Raw genomic sequence first — 17,955 nt, 5'->3', positions numbered from 1 at the left:
GATGCGGCGCGCGCATCAGAAGTCCGCCGTCAAGGTCAAAAAGCCCTGGCGCGGGGCGATGGGGAAGGTGTTGTACGTCTTGTCGGCCGCGCCCACCACCACGTTCAGCGAGCCTTCGCGGTTGGCCAGGTTGCTGACGTTGACGCGCCAGCGCGGGTTTTTCAGCCAGCTGGCCATGGCCGGCAGCTTGCCCGACACGCCCAGGCCCATCAGGAAATAGCTGGGGACCGATAAATCGTTGGTGTACGTCGCGTAGCGCTTGCCCACATAGTCCCCCGTCAGTTGCACTTCGATATCGCCAAACGTAGCCGAGGCCACGAACTTGTTCAGCCATTCCGGCGAACCGGGCACGTTCTTGCCGGCCGTCAGCACCAGCGCGGCGCCATTGTTGTAGTTGTCCGCGTACTGTGAGCGGTTGTACGACAGGGCATTGTAGAACGAGAAATTGTTGCCAAAGTGCACGGTACCGGCGATGTCGATGCCGTCCGTGCGCACGCTGCCCACGTTGGCCAGCACGGGGTTGCCGCCGATGATGGAGGAAATCACGGGCGTGGGGCTGATCTGCAGCAAACGGTTGCTGAAATCGACGTGGTACACATTGACCTGGCCATCGATGGCCGTGATGGCGCCCAGGTTCAATGGGTGGCTGCCGCGCACGCCCACTTCATAGGTGAGGGCCGTTTCCGGCTTGGCATCGCGCTTGAACAGGTCGAACGCGGCCTGGCTCGACAAGCTCCATGGCGAGGCGCCGCCGCCGCCATAGGTGACGAACTGGCGCATGTTTTTCTGAATATTGAAGTACAGCTGGTCTTGCGGCGTGAAGTCCCAGCGCGCGCCCACTTGCGGCAGGAACCATTTTTTCGTGTTGATGGTGCCGACCGGCAAGGCCGTCGAGCCGCCGGCAATGGCGCCATTGGCTGGCTGCACGGGGAATTGGCCGTCGGCAAACTGCAGGCTGGACTTGAAGCCCGCCTGCAGCGCGATATCGGGACGGATGCGCCATTCATCCTGTAAATGCAGCTGCACCACCTTGTTGTCGATCTCGCTGCCGTACTGCGTGATCAGAGGATTGCTGGGGCGGTCATACGGCGAGGTCGGGTTGTTGACGTCCAGCGCATACCAGCGGCGGTAGGCGGACGAGCGGTTGTGTTCCAGCCACAGGCCCGCTTCCAGCTGGTGATTGCCGATTTCCTTGCGCAAGGTGGAAAGGAAGCCGCCGCGCTTGATGTCGTATTCCGTCGTGCGCACGGCGTAGCCCGAGTTGCCGAACACCTGTTTCAGGTTCTGTTTCGGGTAGTACACGCTGAACAGGCCCGGCAAGCCGGCCACGCCGATGGGGCCGGCCACCACGCCCGCGCCGTCATCCTTGTGGTAGTACACCTGGTTCGACCACGTCATGCCATCGGACAAGTTGGCGTCGAACTTGGCATACGCCAGGTAATCGGTGCGCTGTGCGTCGCTGTAGTAATTGCGGTAATTGTTGCCGTCGGCGGCCGGCGTCGCGCCCGTCGGCGACAGGTAATTCAGGGCCGCCTTGAAGTCGGGATACAGGAAGGGGCGCGTGTACGGTGCGCTCGTCTCGCCCTTCACGTGCACGGTGCTGTCTTCGTTCGGCTCGATCTTGTCCGAGTAATTGAAGAACAGGGTCAGCTTGCCCGCTTCGCTGCGGTTGACGTACTTGGCGTTGAACTGGTCGCCGCCCTGGCGCGCATCGAAGTCCCAGGCGCGCGCTTCGTGGTGCAGGATGGAAAAATAAGCGCTGCTGCCGTCGCCGAAGGCGCCCGTGTCATAGCGGGCAAACGTGCGCGAGGTGCGGTGGCTGCCCACCGTTTGCTGCACGCTGGCGCCTTGCGTGGCCAGCGGGTCGCTGGAATAGGTTTCGATGGTGCCGCCCAGGTTGCTGGTCGAGGCCGTCGCCAGGTCGCCCGCGCCCGAGGACAGCACGACGCTGCGCACGTTTTCGCTGATCACGGCGCGCTGCGGCGACAGACCGTTGTAGTTGCCGTACTGCTGGTCACCCAGCGGCACGCCATCCATGGTGTAGCCGAGTTGCTGGCCGGAAAAGCCATGCACGAACAGCGACAGGTTTTGTTCGTTGTTGCCCCATGGATCGGCCGTCTGGAAGCTGACGCCAGGCAAGGTTTGCAAGGCTTTCAGGGGATTCGTGCCGGGCAGGATCTTCTGGATTTCATTCTTGCTCAGGGCGACCGAAGAACGCGTCTTGCGTGAGGAAATCTCCACGGTGGCTATCGGTGCGTTGTCGTCGGCAGCCGGGGCAGCAGAGGCTCCCATGTCGGTAGTGGCGGACGCCACGGCGGCGGCCACGGCCGTTTGCGCCAGGGCAGGCAAACTCAAGCCAGCGGCGCAGGCGCCCAGCAAAACGTGAAAGGAATGGCGGCGCAGGGCCAGCGTCAAGTGGGTGGTCATCATCAGCCTGTGGAAAGTGGGAAGTAATACAAGCTGCGCAGCGTAACGGCGGCGCGTGACGGGCTGATGACGAACTGATGACGGAACGATGACAGTGGAAACAATGGCGCCGCCTCAAGGGCGGCGCGGCAGATTCATTGCGAAACTGTAATGCTTAGTTGATGCTCGCGGCTGGCGGAATCAAGACTTCGGCTGGCGCATCCGTGATGAACAGCTGCGCGCAATCGACCTTGTCGAACTCGTAGTGCTGGCCGCAGAAATCGCAGTTCACGCCTACTTTCCCCACTTCGTCGAGGGTGCCGTTGACTTCTTCCTCGCCCAGCATCTTGAGCATATTGCCCACTTTTTCGCGCGTGCAGCTGCAATGGAAGCTTGGGTGCAGCGGGTCGAAGACGCGGATGGTTTCTTCCCAGAACAAGCGCTGCATCAGGGTCTCGATGTCGGTGGCGAGGATTTCTTCCTCTTTCAGGGTCGACGCCAGCATCACGGCGCGGTGCCATGTATCCAGTGCAATTTCTTCCGAGACAGGCGTCGCTTCGGCCTTGCCGCCATGGTGGGGCAGCTTTTGCAGCAGCAGGCCGCGCGAGACGCTGTCGTCCGTGGCCAGCCACAGGCGCGTGTCGAGCTGTTCCGAACGCAACATGTAGTTTTCGATCACGGTGGCCATGTCGTCGCCGTCCAGCGGCACGATGCCCTGGTACGGTTGCTGGCCCGGCACCTTGTCGGCCGGGTCCAGGGTGATGATGAAGCGGCCCTTGCCCGTGGCGTTGAGCAATTGCGGCACGCTGGCGACGTCGGGGATGGTGGCGTCCGGGTCCAGCTTGGCCGTGGCGCGCAGGCGCAGGTCGGAATCGCATTCGACGACCATCAGGCGCACGGGACCGTCACCGTGGATTTGCATGATGATGGAGCCGTTGAATTTCAGGTTGGCCGACAGCAGGGCGGCGGCGGCCACCATTTCGCCCAGCACTTTTTTCACGGCCGCCGGATAGGCGTGGCGCGATACCACTTCCTGCCAGGTGTGGGAAACGTCGATGAACTGGCCGCGCACGGCGGCGTTGTCGAAAATAAATTTTTGCAGGGTATCCTGGCCGCTAACAGCTGCGCTGACCGCGCCTGTGGTTTCAGTCGTCATTCTCTTATCCAATCTTCTTGAGTTGCGTATTAAATAGCTGGCCGCGTTGCACATAGTTCACGGCGTTGCCTTGTAGCCTGGTGATATCGTCTGCCGTCAGGGTCCGCACGGCTTTCGCCGGCGAGCCGATGATCAGCATATTGTCGGGAAATTCCTTGCCTTCCGTGACCAGTGCGCCCGCGCCGACCAGGCACCCTTTGCCGATCTTCGCGCCGTTCAGGATCACGGCCTGGATGCCGATCAGGGCGCCATCGCCAATCGTGCACCCATGCAGCATCGCCTGGTGGCCGATGGTCACGTTCTGGCCGATGTCCAGCGGGTAGCCGGGGTCCGTGTGCAGTACGGCGCCTTCCTGCACATTGCTGTTGGCGCCCACGGTGATGCGTTCATTGTCGCCGCGAAGCGTCGCGCCGAACCATACGGAGGTATTCGCTTCCAGCGTCACCTTGCCGATCACGTTGGCCGTGTCGGCAACAAAAGCGGAAGCGTCAATCTGTGGCGCATCGGCGCCCAATTGGTAGAGTGTCATCGTTAGCCTGTGGCGGTGGTGGAAGCGCCGGGCTGGCCGGACGCGGAAGTTTTACTGATTTGCTTACCTACTGTGTACGCTATTTTACGCTGTTGCAGGGCAAGTCCTGGCGCCGACCGCCAATCCGGTATAATAATCGAACGGTCGTACTTTTATACTCGCACTATTTACAGACACAGCATGTGGCGCCATCCGCGCTACTTTCAAGGCAGGCAATCAGATGAAACCCATGAAACTTTCCCGTTCCGAATTCATCAACATCCGCGGTGCCCGCACGCATGTGCGCCACTGGGGCCGCGAAGGCGCGCCCATCCTGTTCATGGTGCACGGCTGGATGGACGTGGCCGCCTCGTTCCAGTTCGTCGTCGACGAATTGCAAGGCGACTGGCATGTGATCGCGCCCGACTGGCGCGGCTTTGGCCTGAGCGACTACACGCAGTCGGACACCTACTGGTTCCCCGACTACCTGGCCGACCTGGACGCCATGCTGCTGCATTATTCGCCGGACGCGCCCGTCAAGCTGCTCGGCCACAGCATGGGCGCCAACGTGGCCGGCCTGTACGCGGGCGTGCGGCCCGAGCGCATCAGCCGCTTCATCAACCTGGAAGGCTTCGGCATGATGGCGACGAAGCCCGAGCAGGCGCCGGGCCGCTACGCCAAGTGGCTGGCCGAATTGCGCGAGCCGCCCGTCATGCGCAGCTATCCGAGCCAACAGGCCGTGGCCGAGCGCCTGCAAAAGACCAATCCGCGCCTGCCCGACGACCGCGCGGCCTTCCTGGCCGAGCACTGGTCGGCGCAGAACGAGGCGGGCGAATGGGACATCCTGGGCGACCCGCGGCACAAGCGGGTCAATCCCATCCTGTACCAGGTGGACGAAGTGATGGCGTGCTGGCGTCGCATCACGGCGCCCGTGCTGTGGGTGGAAGCCGATGACACGAATATGTGGCAATGGATGGGGCCGAAGGAAGAGGCGCGCATTGAAATCGACCGGCGTTTGGCCTGCATCAAGGATGTGCGCTGCGAGATGATGGCGGACGCGGGCCACATGCTGCACCATGACCAGCCGGCGGAGTTGGCGCGCCTGGTGGAAACCTTCCTGGCGCAGTAATGTGCTGGCGCAACTGTGTCGCTAACGCGACTTCCTTATCGGGCAAGCAGCGTACAATGAAAACTTCTTCCATGCTGAGCCCGTGCAGGGTATTGTTTTCACATGCTTAAAGTCGACCTGCATTGTCATTCGAATATCTCCGACGGCGTGTTGTCACCCGCCGCCGTGGCCGCGCACGCGCGCAAGGCTGGCGTCGACGTGTGGGCGCTGACAGACCACGATGAAGTGTCCGGCGTCGCCGCCGCGCGCGCGGCCGCGCTGGATCTGGGCATGCGCTTCGTGGCCGGCGTGGAAATTTCCATCACCTGGGCCGGCCAGACCGTGCACATCGTGGGCTTGCAAGTCGATGAAAACAATCCGGGTCTGGTGCAGGGCTTGCACCAGACACGTTCGGGGCGCGACGCGCGCGGCCGCGAAATCGCCCGCCAGCTGGACCTGGCCGGCATCCCCGACGCCTATGAAGGGGCCTTGAAATTTGTCGGCAACCCGGACCTGATGTCGCGCACGCACTTTGCCCGCTACATCGTGGAAACGGGGAAATGCGCGAACATCCCTGACGTGTTCAAGAAATACCTGTCGGAAGGCAAGCCGGGCTATGTCGAGCACCGCTGGGCCACCCTGGCCGAGGCCGTGGGCTGGATACGTGGCGCGGGCGGCGTGGCCGTCATCGCCCATCCGGGCCGCTACCGCTTCAGCGACATGGCGCAAGGCGTGCTGTTCGATGAATTCAAGCAACTCGGCGGCGTGGCCATCGAAGTCGTCACGGGCAGCCACAGTCCGGACCAATATCCCGAATACGCGCAGCTGGCCAACGCCTACGGCTTCCTCGCCTCGCGCGGCACGGATTTCCATGCGCCGGGCGAATCGCGCGTGGATTTTGCCATGCTGCCGCCTTTGCCTGCCAACGTCACGCCCATCTGGCACGACTGGTTCTAGGGCGCGGCCGGCCTGCGCCTGCGGCGCGGGCTTGAAAATACGCCCCTTCGTTCTTATCTTTTAGTTATTCTTGTCATATATAATCATCTGGAGCCATCGCCCATGAAACGTATCGTCCTTTTTATTGCAACCAACCTGGCCGTGATGCTGGTGCTGTCGCTCGTCCTCAGCTTGTTGGGCGTGGGCAATCCGGCGCGGGGCAGCACCCTGAACCTGGGCAGCCTGCTGATGTTTTCGCTGGTGGTGGGTTTTACAGGGTCGATCTTTTCGCTGTTGATCAGCAAACCGATGGCCAAGTGGAGCACGGGCGCGCGCGTCATCGACAACCCCACCTCGTCGACGGAATTGTGGCTGGTCAATACCGTGCGCGCCCTGTCCGAGCGGGCCGGCATCGGCATGCCGGAAGTGGCCGTGTACGAAGGCGACGCGAATGCGTTTGCCACGGGCGCGTTCAAGAATTCGGCGCTGGTGGCCGTCTCCACCGGCTTGCTGCAGAGCATGAACCGCGATGAAGTCGAAGCCGTGCTGGGCCATGAAATCGCCCACGTCGCCAACGGCGACATGGTGACCTTGACCCTGATCCAGGGCGTGGTGAATACCTTTGTCGTCTTCATGGCCCGCGTCGTGGGTTTCTTTGTCGACAATGTGCTGTTGAAAAATAACAATCGCGAAGGCGGCGGACGCGGCATCGGTTACTTTGTGACCGTGATGGTGTGCGAAGTCATCTTCGGCTTGCTCGCTTCCATCATCGTCGCCTGGTTCTCGCGCCAGCGCGAATTCCGTGCCGATGCCGGTTCCGCCAAGCTGCTGGGCAGCCCGACGCCGATGATGCATGCACTGGCCCGCCTGGGCGGCGTGCCGCCGGGCGAACTGCCCCAATCGATGCAGGCGCTGGGCATCAGCGGCGGCAATGGCGGCTGGGGCGCGCTGTTCGCCACCCATCCACCGATCGAGCAACGCATCGCCGCCCTGCGTGGCGTGCAATAATGATAATTAATGCCAATAACTAAGAATACGTAGACCATGAGTCAATTTTTCCAGATTCACCCCGAGAATCCGCAATTGCGCCTGATCAAACAGGCGGCGCAGATCATCCAGTCCGGCGGCGTGGTGGCCTTGCCCACCGATTCCTGCTACGCGCTGGTGTGCCAGCTCGACGACAAGGGCGCCGTCGAGCGCCTGCGCCGCATCCGTGGCGTGGATGAAAAGCATCATCTGACCTTGCTGTGCCGCGACTTGAGCGAACTGGGCTTGTATGCCCGCGTCGACAACCGCCAGTTCCGCCTGCTCAAGGCGGGCACGCCGGGCGCCTACACCTTCATCCTGGAGGCGACCAAGGAAGTGCCGCGCCGCCTCAGCCATCCTTCGCGCAAGACCATCGGCCTGCGCGTGCCGCAGCACCGCATCGTGCAAAGCCTGCTGGAAGAACTGGGCCAGCCCCTGCTGGGTGCGACCCTGACCCTGCCTGGCGATGAAGACAGCCTGACGGATGCCGACACGATCCGCGAACGGCTGGAAAAGCTGGTCGACCTGATCATCGATGGCGGCGTCTGCGCGCATGGCCCCAGTACCGTGATCGACCTGACGGGACCGGAGCCGGAAGTGGTGCGCGTGGGACGCGGCGACCCGGCCGTGCTGGGCTTGTAGAGGGGCATCGCGCACCCGTTCTGGCGCCGCTCTTCATCTGTTCTTAATGACAACGTAAGAAAGGGCCTGGATCGGCTCTGGTAGAATCGCGGTCATGAGCGATTTCAATACGATAGTCCAGACCGTTGCGGTGTACCTGGTGCCGGTGCTGTTTGCCATTTCCCTGCACGAGGCGGCGCACGGCTATGCCGCCCGCTATTTCGGCGACCCCACGGCCTCGAACGAGGGCAGGCTGAGCCTCAATCCCATCCGGCATATCGATCCTTTCGGCACGATATTGCTGCCCTTGATACTGTATTTCACGATCCAGGTACCGTTTGGCTATGCCAAGCCGGTGCCCGTCGATTTCAGCCGCCTGCGCAATCCGAAGAAGCAGATGGCGTGGGTGGCGTTTGCCGGTCCTGGCGCCAATTTCGTCATGGGCTTCGGCTGGATGATCGCCTTTGTCGTCCTCAGCGTCCTGCCGCCGACGGAAATGGGCATGTTTTTCCGCAAGATGGCGGGCGCCGGCGTCAGCGTGAATGCGGCCATGTTTGTCTTTAACCTGATCCCCGTGCCACCGCTCGATGGCGGGCGCATCATGACGGGCTTGCTGCCGATGAGCCTGGCGCGTCCTTACGCCAGCATTGAGCGCTACAGCCTGTATGTCTTCGGCGCCCTGGTGCTGCTGATGTACACGGGCATCTTGAACCGCGCCTTGCTGGCGGCGATCGAATTTGTCATTGGCATTTTTGTCACCCTGGTCACGCCCCTGACGGCCATCTTGACTTGATGCCGCGCAAGCTGATGCACGCAATTAACTGATGGAAGTACCGATGCAAGCAACTGAACCAACAATAGAAACTGAAGCGATTTCGGGCTGGCTGCGCCGCTGGGCGCCCCTGATTCCGGGCGGCGAAGTGCTGGACCTGGCCTGTGGCACCGGCCGCCATGCGCGCCACCTGGTCAGCCTGGGCCACCCCGTGATCGCGCTCGACCACGATCCGGAAATGCTGGAAAAGGCGGCCGGCACGGGCATCACCACCTCGCTGGTGGACCTGGAAGCGCCGGGCGCCGTATGGCCCTTCGCCCCCGGCCGCTTTGCCGGCATCGTCGTCACCAATTATCTGCACCGGCCTTTGCTCGAAGCGATGGTGGCCAGCCTGGCGCCCGATGGCGTGCTGCTGTATGAAACGTTTGCCGAGGGTAACGAGCAGTTCGGCAAGCCGTCGAATCCGAAATTCCTGCTGAAGGAAGGCGAAATGCTGACCTGGGCGGTGCAGCACGGTTTGCGTGTGGTAGCGTACGAGGATGGGCGCGTGGAACAGCCAAAAGCTGCTCTGGTGCAACGAATTTGTGCCGTCAGGCCGGATTTTCCACGGTTGGCAGCCTTGCTGCCGACGTTTTGAGCGGCCATACTATGTCAGAATGCACCACAGGCGCGGGCTATCCGCTACAATCGTTGTTTTATTTATCGGCGCTATAAACTTACTATGATCAAGGGCAGCATTGTAGCAATCGTCACCCCGATGCACGCTGACGGCAGTCTGGACTTTCCAGGTCTGCGCAAGCTGATCGACTGGCATATCGCCGAGGGTACGGACAGCATCGTCATCGTTGGCACGACGGGCGAATCGGCAACAGTCAGCGTGGAAGAACACTGCGAACTGATCAAGTTGACCGTCGAACATGCCAAGGGACGCATTCCCATCATCGCCGGTGCCGGAGGCAACTCCACGGCCGAGGCCATCAAACTGACGCGCTATGCGAAAGAAGCGGGCGCCGATGCTGTCTTGCAAGTGGTGCCGTACTACAACCGTCCTACCCAGGAAGGCATGTACCAGCACTTCAAGGCCATCGCCGAAGCCGTCGACATTCCCGTCATCCTGTACAACGTGCCTGGCCGCACCGTTGCCGACATGAGCAACGAAACCATCGTGCGCCTGTCCGCCATCCCGAATATTGTTGGTGTGAAAGATGCAACCGGCAACATCGGCCGCGGTATCGACCTGCTGCGCCTGGTGCCAGCCGACTTCGCCGTGTACTCGGGCGATGATCCGACGGCCATGGCGCTGATGTTCTGCGGCGGCCACGGCAACATCTCCGTGACGGCCAACGTGGCGCCGCGCGCCATGCACGAACTGTGCGTCGCAGCCATGGCGGGCGAGCGCGCCACGGCGATCGCCATCAATAACAAAGTTTTCCCCCTGCACCAGAAATTGTTTGTCGAGCCCAACCCGGTGCCCGTCAAATGGGCGCTGGCCGAAATGGGCATGATGCCAGCTGGCATACGCTTGCCGCTGGTGCCCCTGGCTGAAAATTGCCATGCCACCGTGCGCGAGGCCTTGCGCGACGCTGGCATCCTGTCTTAAGCCGAACTTCAAGCCCGGGCTTGACCAGTCCGGACCTTCCCTGATTCCAGCTGCTACTTAGCTTCTTATCCAGTTACGACATGACTAATTGCAAGAAAACCAAACCGGCGCCTGCCACCATCGCCGTCCGCGGCATCGTCATCGGCGCCGTCGCAGCCAGCCTCGCGGGCTGCGGCATGATCAGTTCGGTAGTCGGCGGCGACAAGGTCGACTACAAGTCGGTCAAGAAAGCCGGCACCCTGGACGTGCCGCCTGACCTGACGCAATTGCAGCAGGACAACCGCTACTCGCTGCCGGATGCGAAAAACGGCGTGGCCACGGCTTCCGGCTACAACGCGCAGCGCAACGCCACGGCAGGTGCGCCTGTCGTCGTGGGCGCCGACGGCGTGGTGGGCGTCGTGCCTGTCACGGCCGGTGGCGTGAAGGTCGAGCGCGCGGGCAACCAGCGCTGGCTGGTCGTCAAGCAGTCGCCTGAGGTGCTGTGGCCGCAACTCAAGCAGTTCTGGGAAGATTCCGGCTTTACCGTCGCCATCGACCAGCCGACGGCTGGCATCATGGAAACCGAGTGGAACGAAAACCGCGCCAAGGTGCCGCAAGACTTTATCCGTAACACCATCGGCAAGGCCTTCGACTCGCTGTACTCGACCGGTGAAAAAGACAAGTTCCGCACCCGCGTGGAGCGCCTGGCCGACGGTTCGACCGAGATCTACATCAGCCACCGTGGCGTGGAAGAGGTCGTCACTGGCCGCGACAAGGAAACCACCACCTGGACCGCGCGTCCCAACGATCCGGGCCTGGAAGCGCAATTCCTGGCCAAGCTGATGACGCGCCTGGGCGCGGCCAGCGACGATGCGCAGGCGAAGACGGCCGTCGACGCCGCCATCGTGCAGCCGCTGCACGCCAAGCTGGTCGGCGACGCCGCCACGCCGGCGCGCGCCATCGAAGTCGATGAAGGCTTCGACCGCGCCTGGCGCCGTGTCGGCCTGGCGCTGGACCGCGTTGGCTTCACCGTGGAAGACCGCGACCGCACGCAAGGCACGTATTTCGTGCGTTACGTCGATCCGGATGTAGTCAAGAAAGATGGTTTCTTCTCGAAACTGTTCAGCTGGGGCTCGTCGTCCGACAAGGACAAGGAAGCGCAGCGTTACCGCGTCCTGGTCAAGGCCGGCAATGGCTCGACCAGCCTGGTCAGCGTCCTCAGCAATGAAGGCCAGCCCGCTGTCTCGCCAGTGGCCGAGAAGATCCTGGGTCTGCTGAACGATCAGTTGAAATAAACGCCACATTCGCGGCAGGCATCAGCACCTGCCGCGCATTAAAAAGGCTGGCCCGGGAAACCGGGCCAGCCTTTTTAATTGCCGGCGTCCGGCGTTATATCCTGCGGATAAAACGCCGGACGCAAAAAAGCCGGCCCGAGGGCCGGCTTTCTCTAGTGCAGGGTGCTAAATTACTTAGCAGCCGATGCAGCAGCCGAAGCAGCCGAAGCAGCGTCGGAAGCGGCCGAAGCGGCAGCCGAAGCAGCAGCAGCAGCGTCGGTAGCGGCCGAAGCAGCAGCGTCAGCGGCAGCAGCTGGAGCAGCTTCAACTGCTGGTGCAGCAGCTGGGGTTTCAACAACTACTGCTGCTGGTGCAGGAGCTTCTTCTTTTTTGCTGCAAGCAGCCAGAGCAACAACCATCAGGGAGGCGATCAGCAGGGATTTTTTCATTTGTTTTCCTTAATTATTTCAAAAAATAAATCAATATTGTTGCGATGAATAATTACCGGTAATTATCGCTCGTTAGGTCGTCTTCGAAGGCTTTTCGTACCAGGTGGTGCCTGCCAGACAACGGAAACTTCCTAACCGAATATTATAGCGATTTTTGGTGCGTCGCAATAGGAGCAAGAGGCAAATTCGCAACTATTTTGTGATATCGCAATATTTGCCGAAGCAAATTGCAAGCAAGTGTAAGTGTTTTGCGAAAGCACGACAAAACGATATAAAAATAATATGTTTCATTGCGCTGGCGCAGAAGCTGCTATTTTACCTACTGTAATACCACTTTTGCTACACCGCCGTCATTCAAGCCAGTTCGATCCAGCCATCCTGATACCAGGTATATAAGGCATCCATCACGTCATCGGAAGCCTGGGCCACGGCGGCGCCGTCGAGCGCGCGTTCGTTGGCCAGGGTTTCCAGGGCCGTTTTATCGGCCTTGCCAATGGCAAACGATTCGCCATTGATAAAGACATTCTTGCCACGATACAGCATCAGCGTCTTGCGCGACAACACGACGCCTTTTTTCTGTGCGGCGTCCGCGAAACGGCCCACCGTCAGCGGCTTCGACAGCGGCGTGAAAAACACATTGTGCTTCGGTTCCGACAGGTGTTCGCCCAGGAAGATGGTCACGTCTTCTTCCGTGAAGCGTACCTTGTTGATTTCTTCCGTGATGGTGCTGAGCATTTCACGGGGGATTTCCGCCGGCTTGCCCGACGCTTTCAAGTCGGGGTCGCTGTAGATGCCCGGCAAGTCGATCGAGTCGGCCATGAATTGCAGGAAAGCTTCGCCCAGTTCCTGGAACGTGGGCGAGCGGAAGCCGATCGAATACGTCTGGCAGTCGCCGATGGCCACGCCGTCGTGCGCGTAGTGGGGCGGCAGGTACAGCATGTCGCCCGGTTCCAGCGTGAATTCTTCGTCGGGCGTGAAGTTGCTGAGGATTTTCAGCGGCAAGCCGTCGATCAGGCTCAGGTCCTTCTGCGCGCCGATGCGCCAGTGGCGCTTGCCCTGGCCTTGCAGCAGGAACACGTCGTAGGAATCGAAATGCGGACCCACGCCGCCGCCATCGGTGGCGAAGCTGACCATCAGGTCGTCCAGGCGCGCGTCCGGCAGGAAACGGAACTGGCGCAGCAGGGCGTCGGCCTTGGCGCTGTGCAGGTTGGCGCCCTGCACCAGCAGGGTCCATTCCTTCTGTTTCAGCGAGGGCAGGCTGGTCAACGGACCTTGCTGCATGTTCCAGTGGCCATCCGCATGGCTGACCAGGCGCGATTCGACGTGGTCGAGGGTAGCCAGCTCGGCCAGGGCCTTGATATCGAACAGGGCCTTGAAGCCGGGCACGGCTTGACGGATCAACAAGGGCTTTTTATGCCAGTAGTCGCGCAGGAATTGCGCCGGCGTGATATCGCCGAGGAGAGTTAATTTTTTCATGCGCCCATTATAACAACCGGAAATGCAGGAATGCGCCTGCCGTTGGCGGCGTGAAGGTATAATTTGCCAGCTTATACAATGAAAGGAAGCATAATGAAGATTGCCAAAAATACGGTCGTGACTGTCAACTACAAACTGTCGGACGCGCAAGACAATCTGATCGAAGACGGCCGTCAGCCGATGGTCTACCTGCACGGTGATTATGAAAACACCCTGCCGAAGATCGAAGAAGAACTCGATGGCAAGGAAGTTGGCTATGCCAACACGATCCAGATCGAACCGGATGATGCTTTCGGTGAGTACGATCCAGCCCTGGTGAAGGTCGAGCCGCGCAATCGCCTGCCTGAGCCGCTGGAAGTGGGCATGCAGTTCGAAGGCATGCCGGAAAGCGATTCGCCGGACGAAGAAGCGATGATCTTCACGGTGACCGATATCGCCGACGACAAAGTCGTACTGGACGGCAACCATCCACTGGCCGGCATCGCGCTGCGCTTCTCGCTGACCGTCGCTGACGTACGCGAAGCCACCGACGAAGAAATCGCCCATGGCCACGTGCATGGCGCACACGGCCATGACCATGGCGATGAAGATGATGAAGGCGACGAGGGCGATCACTTCCGCACGCATCCAATTCATTAATACCGCTTGTTTCAGGCCGGCTAGATGCCGGCCTGTTCATTTGTGCCGCCACTACTAACGGCGTACGGTCGAGGTTTTGGCCCTCGCTTGCGCCGACGGCCGCGTGGCGCGTTGACGTACCTCAAAGAATGGCGTTTTGCCGGGCCGTACGGCGATGGCGGACCAGTCGTTGTCGATGCTGACGTGGCCCAGGTTGCCTTTCCAGCTGATTGTCGGCCCGCCAGCCCTGGCAGCGGCCTTTTTACTCTTGCCCTCCTTGCCGTCCGCATCGCCATCGCGCTGCGTATCGACCAGTAACACCTTGCCGCTGAATTTCTTCGCCAGGGTGCGGATCTGCTTGCGCGGTCCGGCAAAGCCGTCCTGTTTCGAACTGAAGCTGGGCAGCAGCGAACGGTCGTCTTCGTCCAGTACGCCCACGTCGCCATCGGAAAACAGCACGATGCCATCGAGTTTCTTGCGCTGTGCCATGGCGAACAGGCGCTGCAGCCAGGAGCGGTTGGCCACCAGGCGGTCTTCGAATTCGCTGTTGCGTCCCGCTTCTGGCAGGAAATGGTTGTTATTCGCGGGCAGGTTGACGGTCGCAAACAGCACGCCACCGTATTCCCAGTGGGCGTTTTCCGCATAGCTGCGGAACTTCGCCGTCGATGACAGCCGCGACAGGGTCAGCTTGCGCTGGCCCAGGCTCTGGTCGTCGGCAAAATACACGTCGCGCAAGCGGTTCAGGCGTTCGATGGCGTTGATGCGGCCGCGCGAATTGCGGCAGTTGGCCCAGTCGCTGGCCGACAGCGAGACGATCAGCGGCGGGCCGCTGGCGTCGAGCACATCCTTGCGCTGGCTGTACAGCTTGTCGCTGCAGGACTCGCTGGCGGCCTTGATGCCGGTGGCCACGACGAACGAGGCATTGAAGGCGCTCGTTTCCGCGATGGCTTTTTTCAGGGGGCCATCGTCCGGCCCCGCGTTGAAGGAATGGCCCAGCACGGCAAACTCGAAGCCGGCCTGGTCGCCCGGGGCGGCCAGCGCCGCTTGCCATGGCAGGCTGGCGACCAGCAGGCCGGCAGCCAGCAGGCGCAAGCCAGCGATGCTGCGCCGTATGGTCATGCGGCGGCCAGCCGTTTCAACTGATACAACTGCTCCAGCGCGTCGCGCGGCGTGAGTGCATCGGGATCGAGGTCGGCGATGGCGTCGAGCAAGGCTTGTTGCGCTTCGTTCAGCGCGGCCAGCGGCGCCGCCGCTTCCTCTTCTTCCTCTTGCGCATACGGATCGGCGGAGGGCAGCGCGAACAGGTCGCGCTGCGGCGTGGCGTCGAGCGCTTGCGCTTCCAGGCGCGCCAGGTGCTTGCGCGCGGCCTTGATCACGGGCTGCGGCACGCCGGCCAGCTGCGCCACCTGCAAGCCGTAGCTTTGCGAGGCGGGGCCGGCTTGCACGGCGTGCAGGAAGACGATGCTGTCCTTGTGTTCGACGGCGGACAAATGCACGTTGGCGGCGCTCGGGTGGCTGTCCGGCAGTTGCGTCAGCTCAAAGTAGTGCGTGGCAAACAGGGTGAAACTGCGGCTGCTGTCGATCAGATGGCGCGCGATGGCCCACGCCAGGGCCAGGCCGTCGAAGGTCGAGGTGCCGCGGCCCACTTCATCCATCAGCACCAGCGAGTGTTCGGTGGCGCCGTTCAGGATGGCGGCCGATTCCGTCATTTCCACCATGAAGGTCGAGCGTCCGCCCGCCAGGTCATCGGTGGCGCCGATGCGCGTGAAGATGCGGTCGATGGGGCCGATGGTGGCGGACGCGGCCGGCACGTAGCTGCCCACGTAGGCCAGCAGGGTAATCAGGGCTACCTGGCGCATGAAGGTCGATTTACCGCCCATGTTCGGACCGGTAATCAAGAGCAGTCGGCGCTCGTTGACGAGGCGGCAATCGTTGGCGATGAAGCGTTCGATCTGCTTTTCCACCACGGGGTGGCGGCCTTCGACGATATTGATGCACGGCTCGTCGACCAGTTGCGGTGCGGCCCAGTTGTGCTGCTGCGCATGTTCCGTCAGCGCGTTCAGGGTGTCGAGCTGGGCCAGGCCCTGCGAAATGGTCTGCAGGGTGCCGATGTGCGGCGCCAGCTCGGCCAGCAGCAGGTCGTACAGCAGCTTTTCGCGCACCAGGGCCTTGTCTTGCGCCGACAGGGCCTTGTCTTCGAATACTTTCAGTTCCGGCGTGATGTAGCGCTCGGCGTTTTTCAGGGTCTGGCGGCGGCGGTAATCGTCCGGCACCTTGTCCGTCTGGCCGTGCGTGACTTCAATATAGAAGCCGTGCACCTTGTTGTATTCGACGCGCAGGTTGGCGATGCCCGTGCGGGCGCGTTCGCGCGTTTCCAGGTCGAGCAGGAACTGGCCCGCGTTTTCCGACAGGGCGCGCAATTCGTCGAGTTCGGCGTCGAAGCCGGTGGCAAACACGCCGCCGTCGCGCACCATGGCGGCCGGTTCCTGCGCCACGGCGCGCACCAGCAAGTCCAGGCAGGCGGTTGGCGTGGCGAGGGCCGCGTGGATGGCGGCCAGCAAACCGGTTTCGCCGCCCTGGCCAGGGCCGTAACAGCGCACGACTTGTTCGCGCAGGGCCGGCAGTTGCAATAAACCGTCGCGCAGGGCGGCCAGGTCGCGCGGACGCGCCGACAGCAGGGCGATGCGCGTGGTGATGCGTTCGATGTCGGGCACTTGCGCCAGGGTGGCGGCCAAGGGCGCCGCCGCTTCGCTTTGCGCCAGCGCGGCGATGGCTTCATGGCGCGCGCGCGCCACGTTCTGGTCGCGCCGCGCATGGTGCAGCCAGTGGCGCAGCATGCGCGAGCCCATGGCGGTGCGGCAATGATCCAGCAGCGAGAACAAGGTCGGCGATTCCTGGCCGCGGATGGTTTCCGTCAATTCCAGATTGCGCCGCGTGGCCGCGTCCAGGCCGATGAATTCGCTTTCCGTTTCCGTCGTCAGCGAGCGCACGTGCTGCAGACCGCGTCCCTGCGTCGACTGCGCATAGCGCAGCAGCGCGCCGGCCGCGCCGAACGCGGCGCCGAGGCCATCGGCGCCAAAGCCCGTCAGTGTCGCCACGCCCAATTGATCGAGCAGGGCCTTGTGGCCGCCCACCACGTCGAAATGCCAGTCCGGCACGCGGTTGATGTGCGTGCCCGCGTAGTCGTCGAACAGGTTGCCATTGTCGCCGCTCAAGATTTCGGCCGGCACGATACGTTCCAGCTCCTGCTGCAAGCGCGCCGCCACGGTGCTGCTGTCGCCGGAAAACTCCATCAGTTTCAGCGCGCCGCTGGCCAGCGACAGCCAGGCCAGGCCCGTGGTGACCGTCTTGCGCTGCGTGATGCTGCACATGGCCAGCAGCGGACGCTCGGCCTTTTCTGGCAGCAAATCCGCATCCGTCAGAGTACCGGGCGTGACCACGCGCATGACCTTGCGCTCGACCGGCCCCTTGCTGGTGGCCGGATCGCCGATCTGTTCGCAAATGGCCACCGACTCGCCCAGCTTGACCAGCTTGGCCAGGTAGCCGTCGAGCGAGTGAAACGGCACGCCGCACATTTTAATGGGGTTGCCGCTGGCAACGCCGCGCGCCGTCAGGGTAATGCCCAGCAGGCGCGAGGCTTTTTCCGCGTCCTCGAAAAACAGCTCGTAGAAATCGCCCATGCGGTAGAACACCAACATCGTCGGGTGGTTTTCCTTGATGCCAAGATATTGGGCCATCATGGGCGTGAGTTTTTCAGCGGAATTTTTCTTTGCCGCGGCGGCGTTGATTTCTTTTGGGACGGTGGTCATGTGTTCTTTGTCGTTGGTCCGGCGGCAGGAAAACGCGTGCCTGCCGGGCTGTGGGTGGTGCTGTGTGCGTGCCAGCCCGCGCCAGTGGGCGCAGCTTGGGTTCAAGGCCGTCATTTTACCGCTTTCGGCAGGCGGGGCGGCGTATTGCGTGCGGATGTGAAAAAGCCGCGCGAATGGAGGGGGCGCGGCTTGGATATCCGGTAGCACTAGTTGTTTG

At 62.0% G+C, this 17,955-nt stretch carries 16 protein-coding genes; 9 read left to right on the top strand and 7 right to left on the bottom strand.

Going from position 1 to position 17,955, the window contains the following annotated elements; genetic code table 11:
- Positions 1-15: 15 nt before the first annotated feature.
- From K0F86_RS25120 to K0F86_RS25110, 3 genes are all read right to left on the bottom strand, one after another.
- On the bottom strand, positions 16-2,427 hold the full coding sequence (locus K0F86_RS25120) for a TonB-dependent receptor (RefSeq protein ID WP_219136856.1): 2,412 nt from the start codon (positions 2,425-2,427) through the stop codon (positions 16-18).
- A gap of 154 nt (positions 2,428-2,581) precedes the next feature.
- Positions 2,582-3,562, bottom strand: a complete 981-nt coding sequence (hslO, locus tag K0F86_RS25115) for an Hsp33 family molecular chaperone HslO (RefSeq protein ID WP_219136855.1) — start codon at positions 3,560-3,562, stop codon at positions 2,582-2,584.
- Positions 3,563-3,566: 4 nt separating this feature from the next.
- Positions 3,567-4,091 (bottom strand): gamma carbonic anhydrase family protein, encoded by a 525-nt coding sequence (locus K0F86_RS25110; protein WP_219136854.1) that lies wholly within the window; start codon positions 4,089-4,091, stop codon positions 3,567-3,569.
- A gap of 229 nt (positions 4,092-4,320) precedes the next feature.
- On the opposite strand from K0F86_RS25110, the gene K0F86_RS25105 reads away from it, so the two are divergent.
- The 8 genes from K0F86_RS25105 (at position 4,321) to bamC (ending at position 11,407) form a co-directional block, all read left to right on the top strand.
- Positions 4,321-5,199 (top strand): alpha/beta fold hydrolase, encoded by an 879-nt coding sequence (locus tag K0F86_RS25105; RefSeq protein ID WP_219136853.1) that lies wholly within the window; start codon positions 4,321-4,323, stop codon positions 5,197-5,199.
- 102 nt (positions 5,200-5,301) lie between these two features.
- On the top strand, positions 5,302-6,135 hold the full coding sequence (locus K0F86_RS25100) for a 3',5'-nucleoside bisphosphate phosphatase (RefSeq protein WP_219136852.1): 834 nt from the start codon (positions 5,302-5,304) through the stop codon (positions 6,133-6,135).
- Between the two features lie 102 nt (positions 6,136-6,237).
- Positions 6,238-7,122, top strand: a complete 885-nt coding sequence (gene htpX, locus K0F86_RS25095) for a protease HtpX (RefSeq protein ID WP_219136851.1) — start codon at positions 6,238-6,240, stop codon at positions 7,120-7,122.
- A gap of 36 nt (positions 7,123-7,158) precedes the next feature.
- Entirely contained in the window at positions 7,159-7,782 is a 624-nt protein-coding gene (locus tag K0F86_RS25090; RefSeq protein WP_219136850.1) for an L-threonylcarbamoyladenylate synthase, read from the top strand.
- Positions 7,783-7,876: 94 nt separating this feature from the next.
- Complete coding sequence (locus tag K0F86_RS25085; protein WP_219136849.1) at positions 7,877-8,554, top strand: site-2 protease family protein; 678 nt, start codon at positions 7,877-7,879, stop codon at positions 8,552-8,554.
- Positions 8,555-8,597: 43 nt separating this feature from the next.
- Positions 8,598-9,170 carry a bifunctional 2-polyprenyl-6-hydroxyphenol methylase/3-demethylubiquinol 3-O-methyltransferase UbiG gene (locus K0F86_RS25080; RefSeq protein WP_219136848.1) on the top strand — a complete coding sequence of 191 codons (573 nt, stop codon included), beginning with the start codon at positions 8,598-8,600 and terminating at the stop codon, positions 9,168-9,170.
- An 84-nt stretch (positions 9,171-9,254) separates the two neighbouring features.
- A complete protein-coding gene (gene dapA, locus K0F86_RS25075; RefSeq protein ID WP_219136847.1) occupies positions 9,255-10,133 on the top strand; it encodes a 4-hydroxy-tetrahydrodipicolinate synthase in 879 nt (292 codons plus the stop codon).
- 80 nt (positions 10,134-10,213) lie between these two features.
- Positions 10,214-11,407, top strand: a complete 1,194-nt coding sequence (gene bamC / locus K0F86_RS25070) for an outer membrane protein assembly factor BamC (RefSeq protein WP_219136846.1) — start codon at positions 10,214-10,216, stop codon at positions 11,405-11,407.
- A 170-nt stretch (positions 11,408-11,577) separates the two neighbouring features.
- Here bamC and K0F86_RS25065 read toward each other — a convergent pair whose 3' ends face one another.
- Both K0F86_RS25065 and K0F86_RS25060 read right to left on the bottom strand, forming a co-directional pair.
- Positions 11,578-11,835 (bottom strand): hypothetical protein, encoded by a 258-nt coding sequence (locus tag K0F86_RS25065; RefSeq protein WP_219136845.1) that lies wholly within the window; start codon positions 11,833-11,835, stop codon positions 11,578-11,580.
- 354 nt (positions 11,836-12,189) lie between these two features.
- Positions 12,190-13,311 (bottom strand): cupin domain-containing protein, encoded by a 1,122-nt coding sequence (locus tag K0F86_RS25060; protein WP_219136844.1) that lies wholly within the window; start codon positions 13,309-13,311, stop codon positions 12,190-12,192.
- 93 nt (positions 13,312-13,404) lie between these two features.
- On the opposite strand from K0F86_RS25060, the gene K0F86_RS25055 reads away from it, so the two are divergent.
- On the top strand, positions 13,405-13,950 hold the full coding sequence (locus K0F86_RS25055) for a peptidylprolyl isomerase (RefSeq protein ID WP_219136843.1): 546 nt from the start codon (positions 13,405-13,407) through the stop codon (positions 13,948-13,950).
- 54 nt (positions 13,951-14,004) lie between these two features.
- On the opposite strand, the gene K0F86_RS25050 is transcribed toward K0F86_RS25055, so the two are convergent.
- A complete protein-coding gene (locus K0F86_RS25050; RefSeq protein WP_219136842.1) occupies positions 14,005-15,048 on the bottom strand; it encodes a hypothetical protein in 1,044 nt (347 codons plus the stop codon).
- A complete protein-coding gene (gene mutS / locus K0F86_RS25045; protein ID WP_219136841.1) occupies positions 15,045-17,738 on the bottom strand; it encodes a DNA mismatch repair protein MutS in 2,694 nt (897 codons plus the stop codon). Before mutS ends, K0F86_RS25050 begins: the two co-directional genes overlap by 4 nt.
- Positions 17,739-17,955 lie beyond the last annotated feature (217 nt).

The sequence above is a fragment of the Janthinobacterium sp. UMAB-60 genome, from assembly GCF_900095235.1.
Taxonomy (GTDB): Bacteria; Pseudomonadota; Gammaproteobacteria; order Burkholderiales; family Burkholderiaceae_D; genus Janthinobacterium.
Note: the sequence above shows the minus strand (reverse complement) of the source record. Positions and strands in the feature narration are given on the sequence as shown.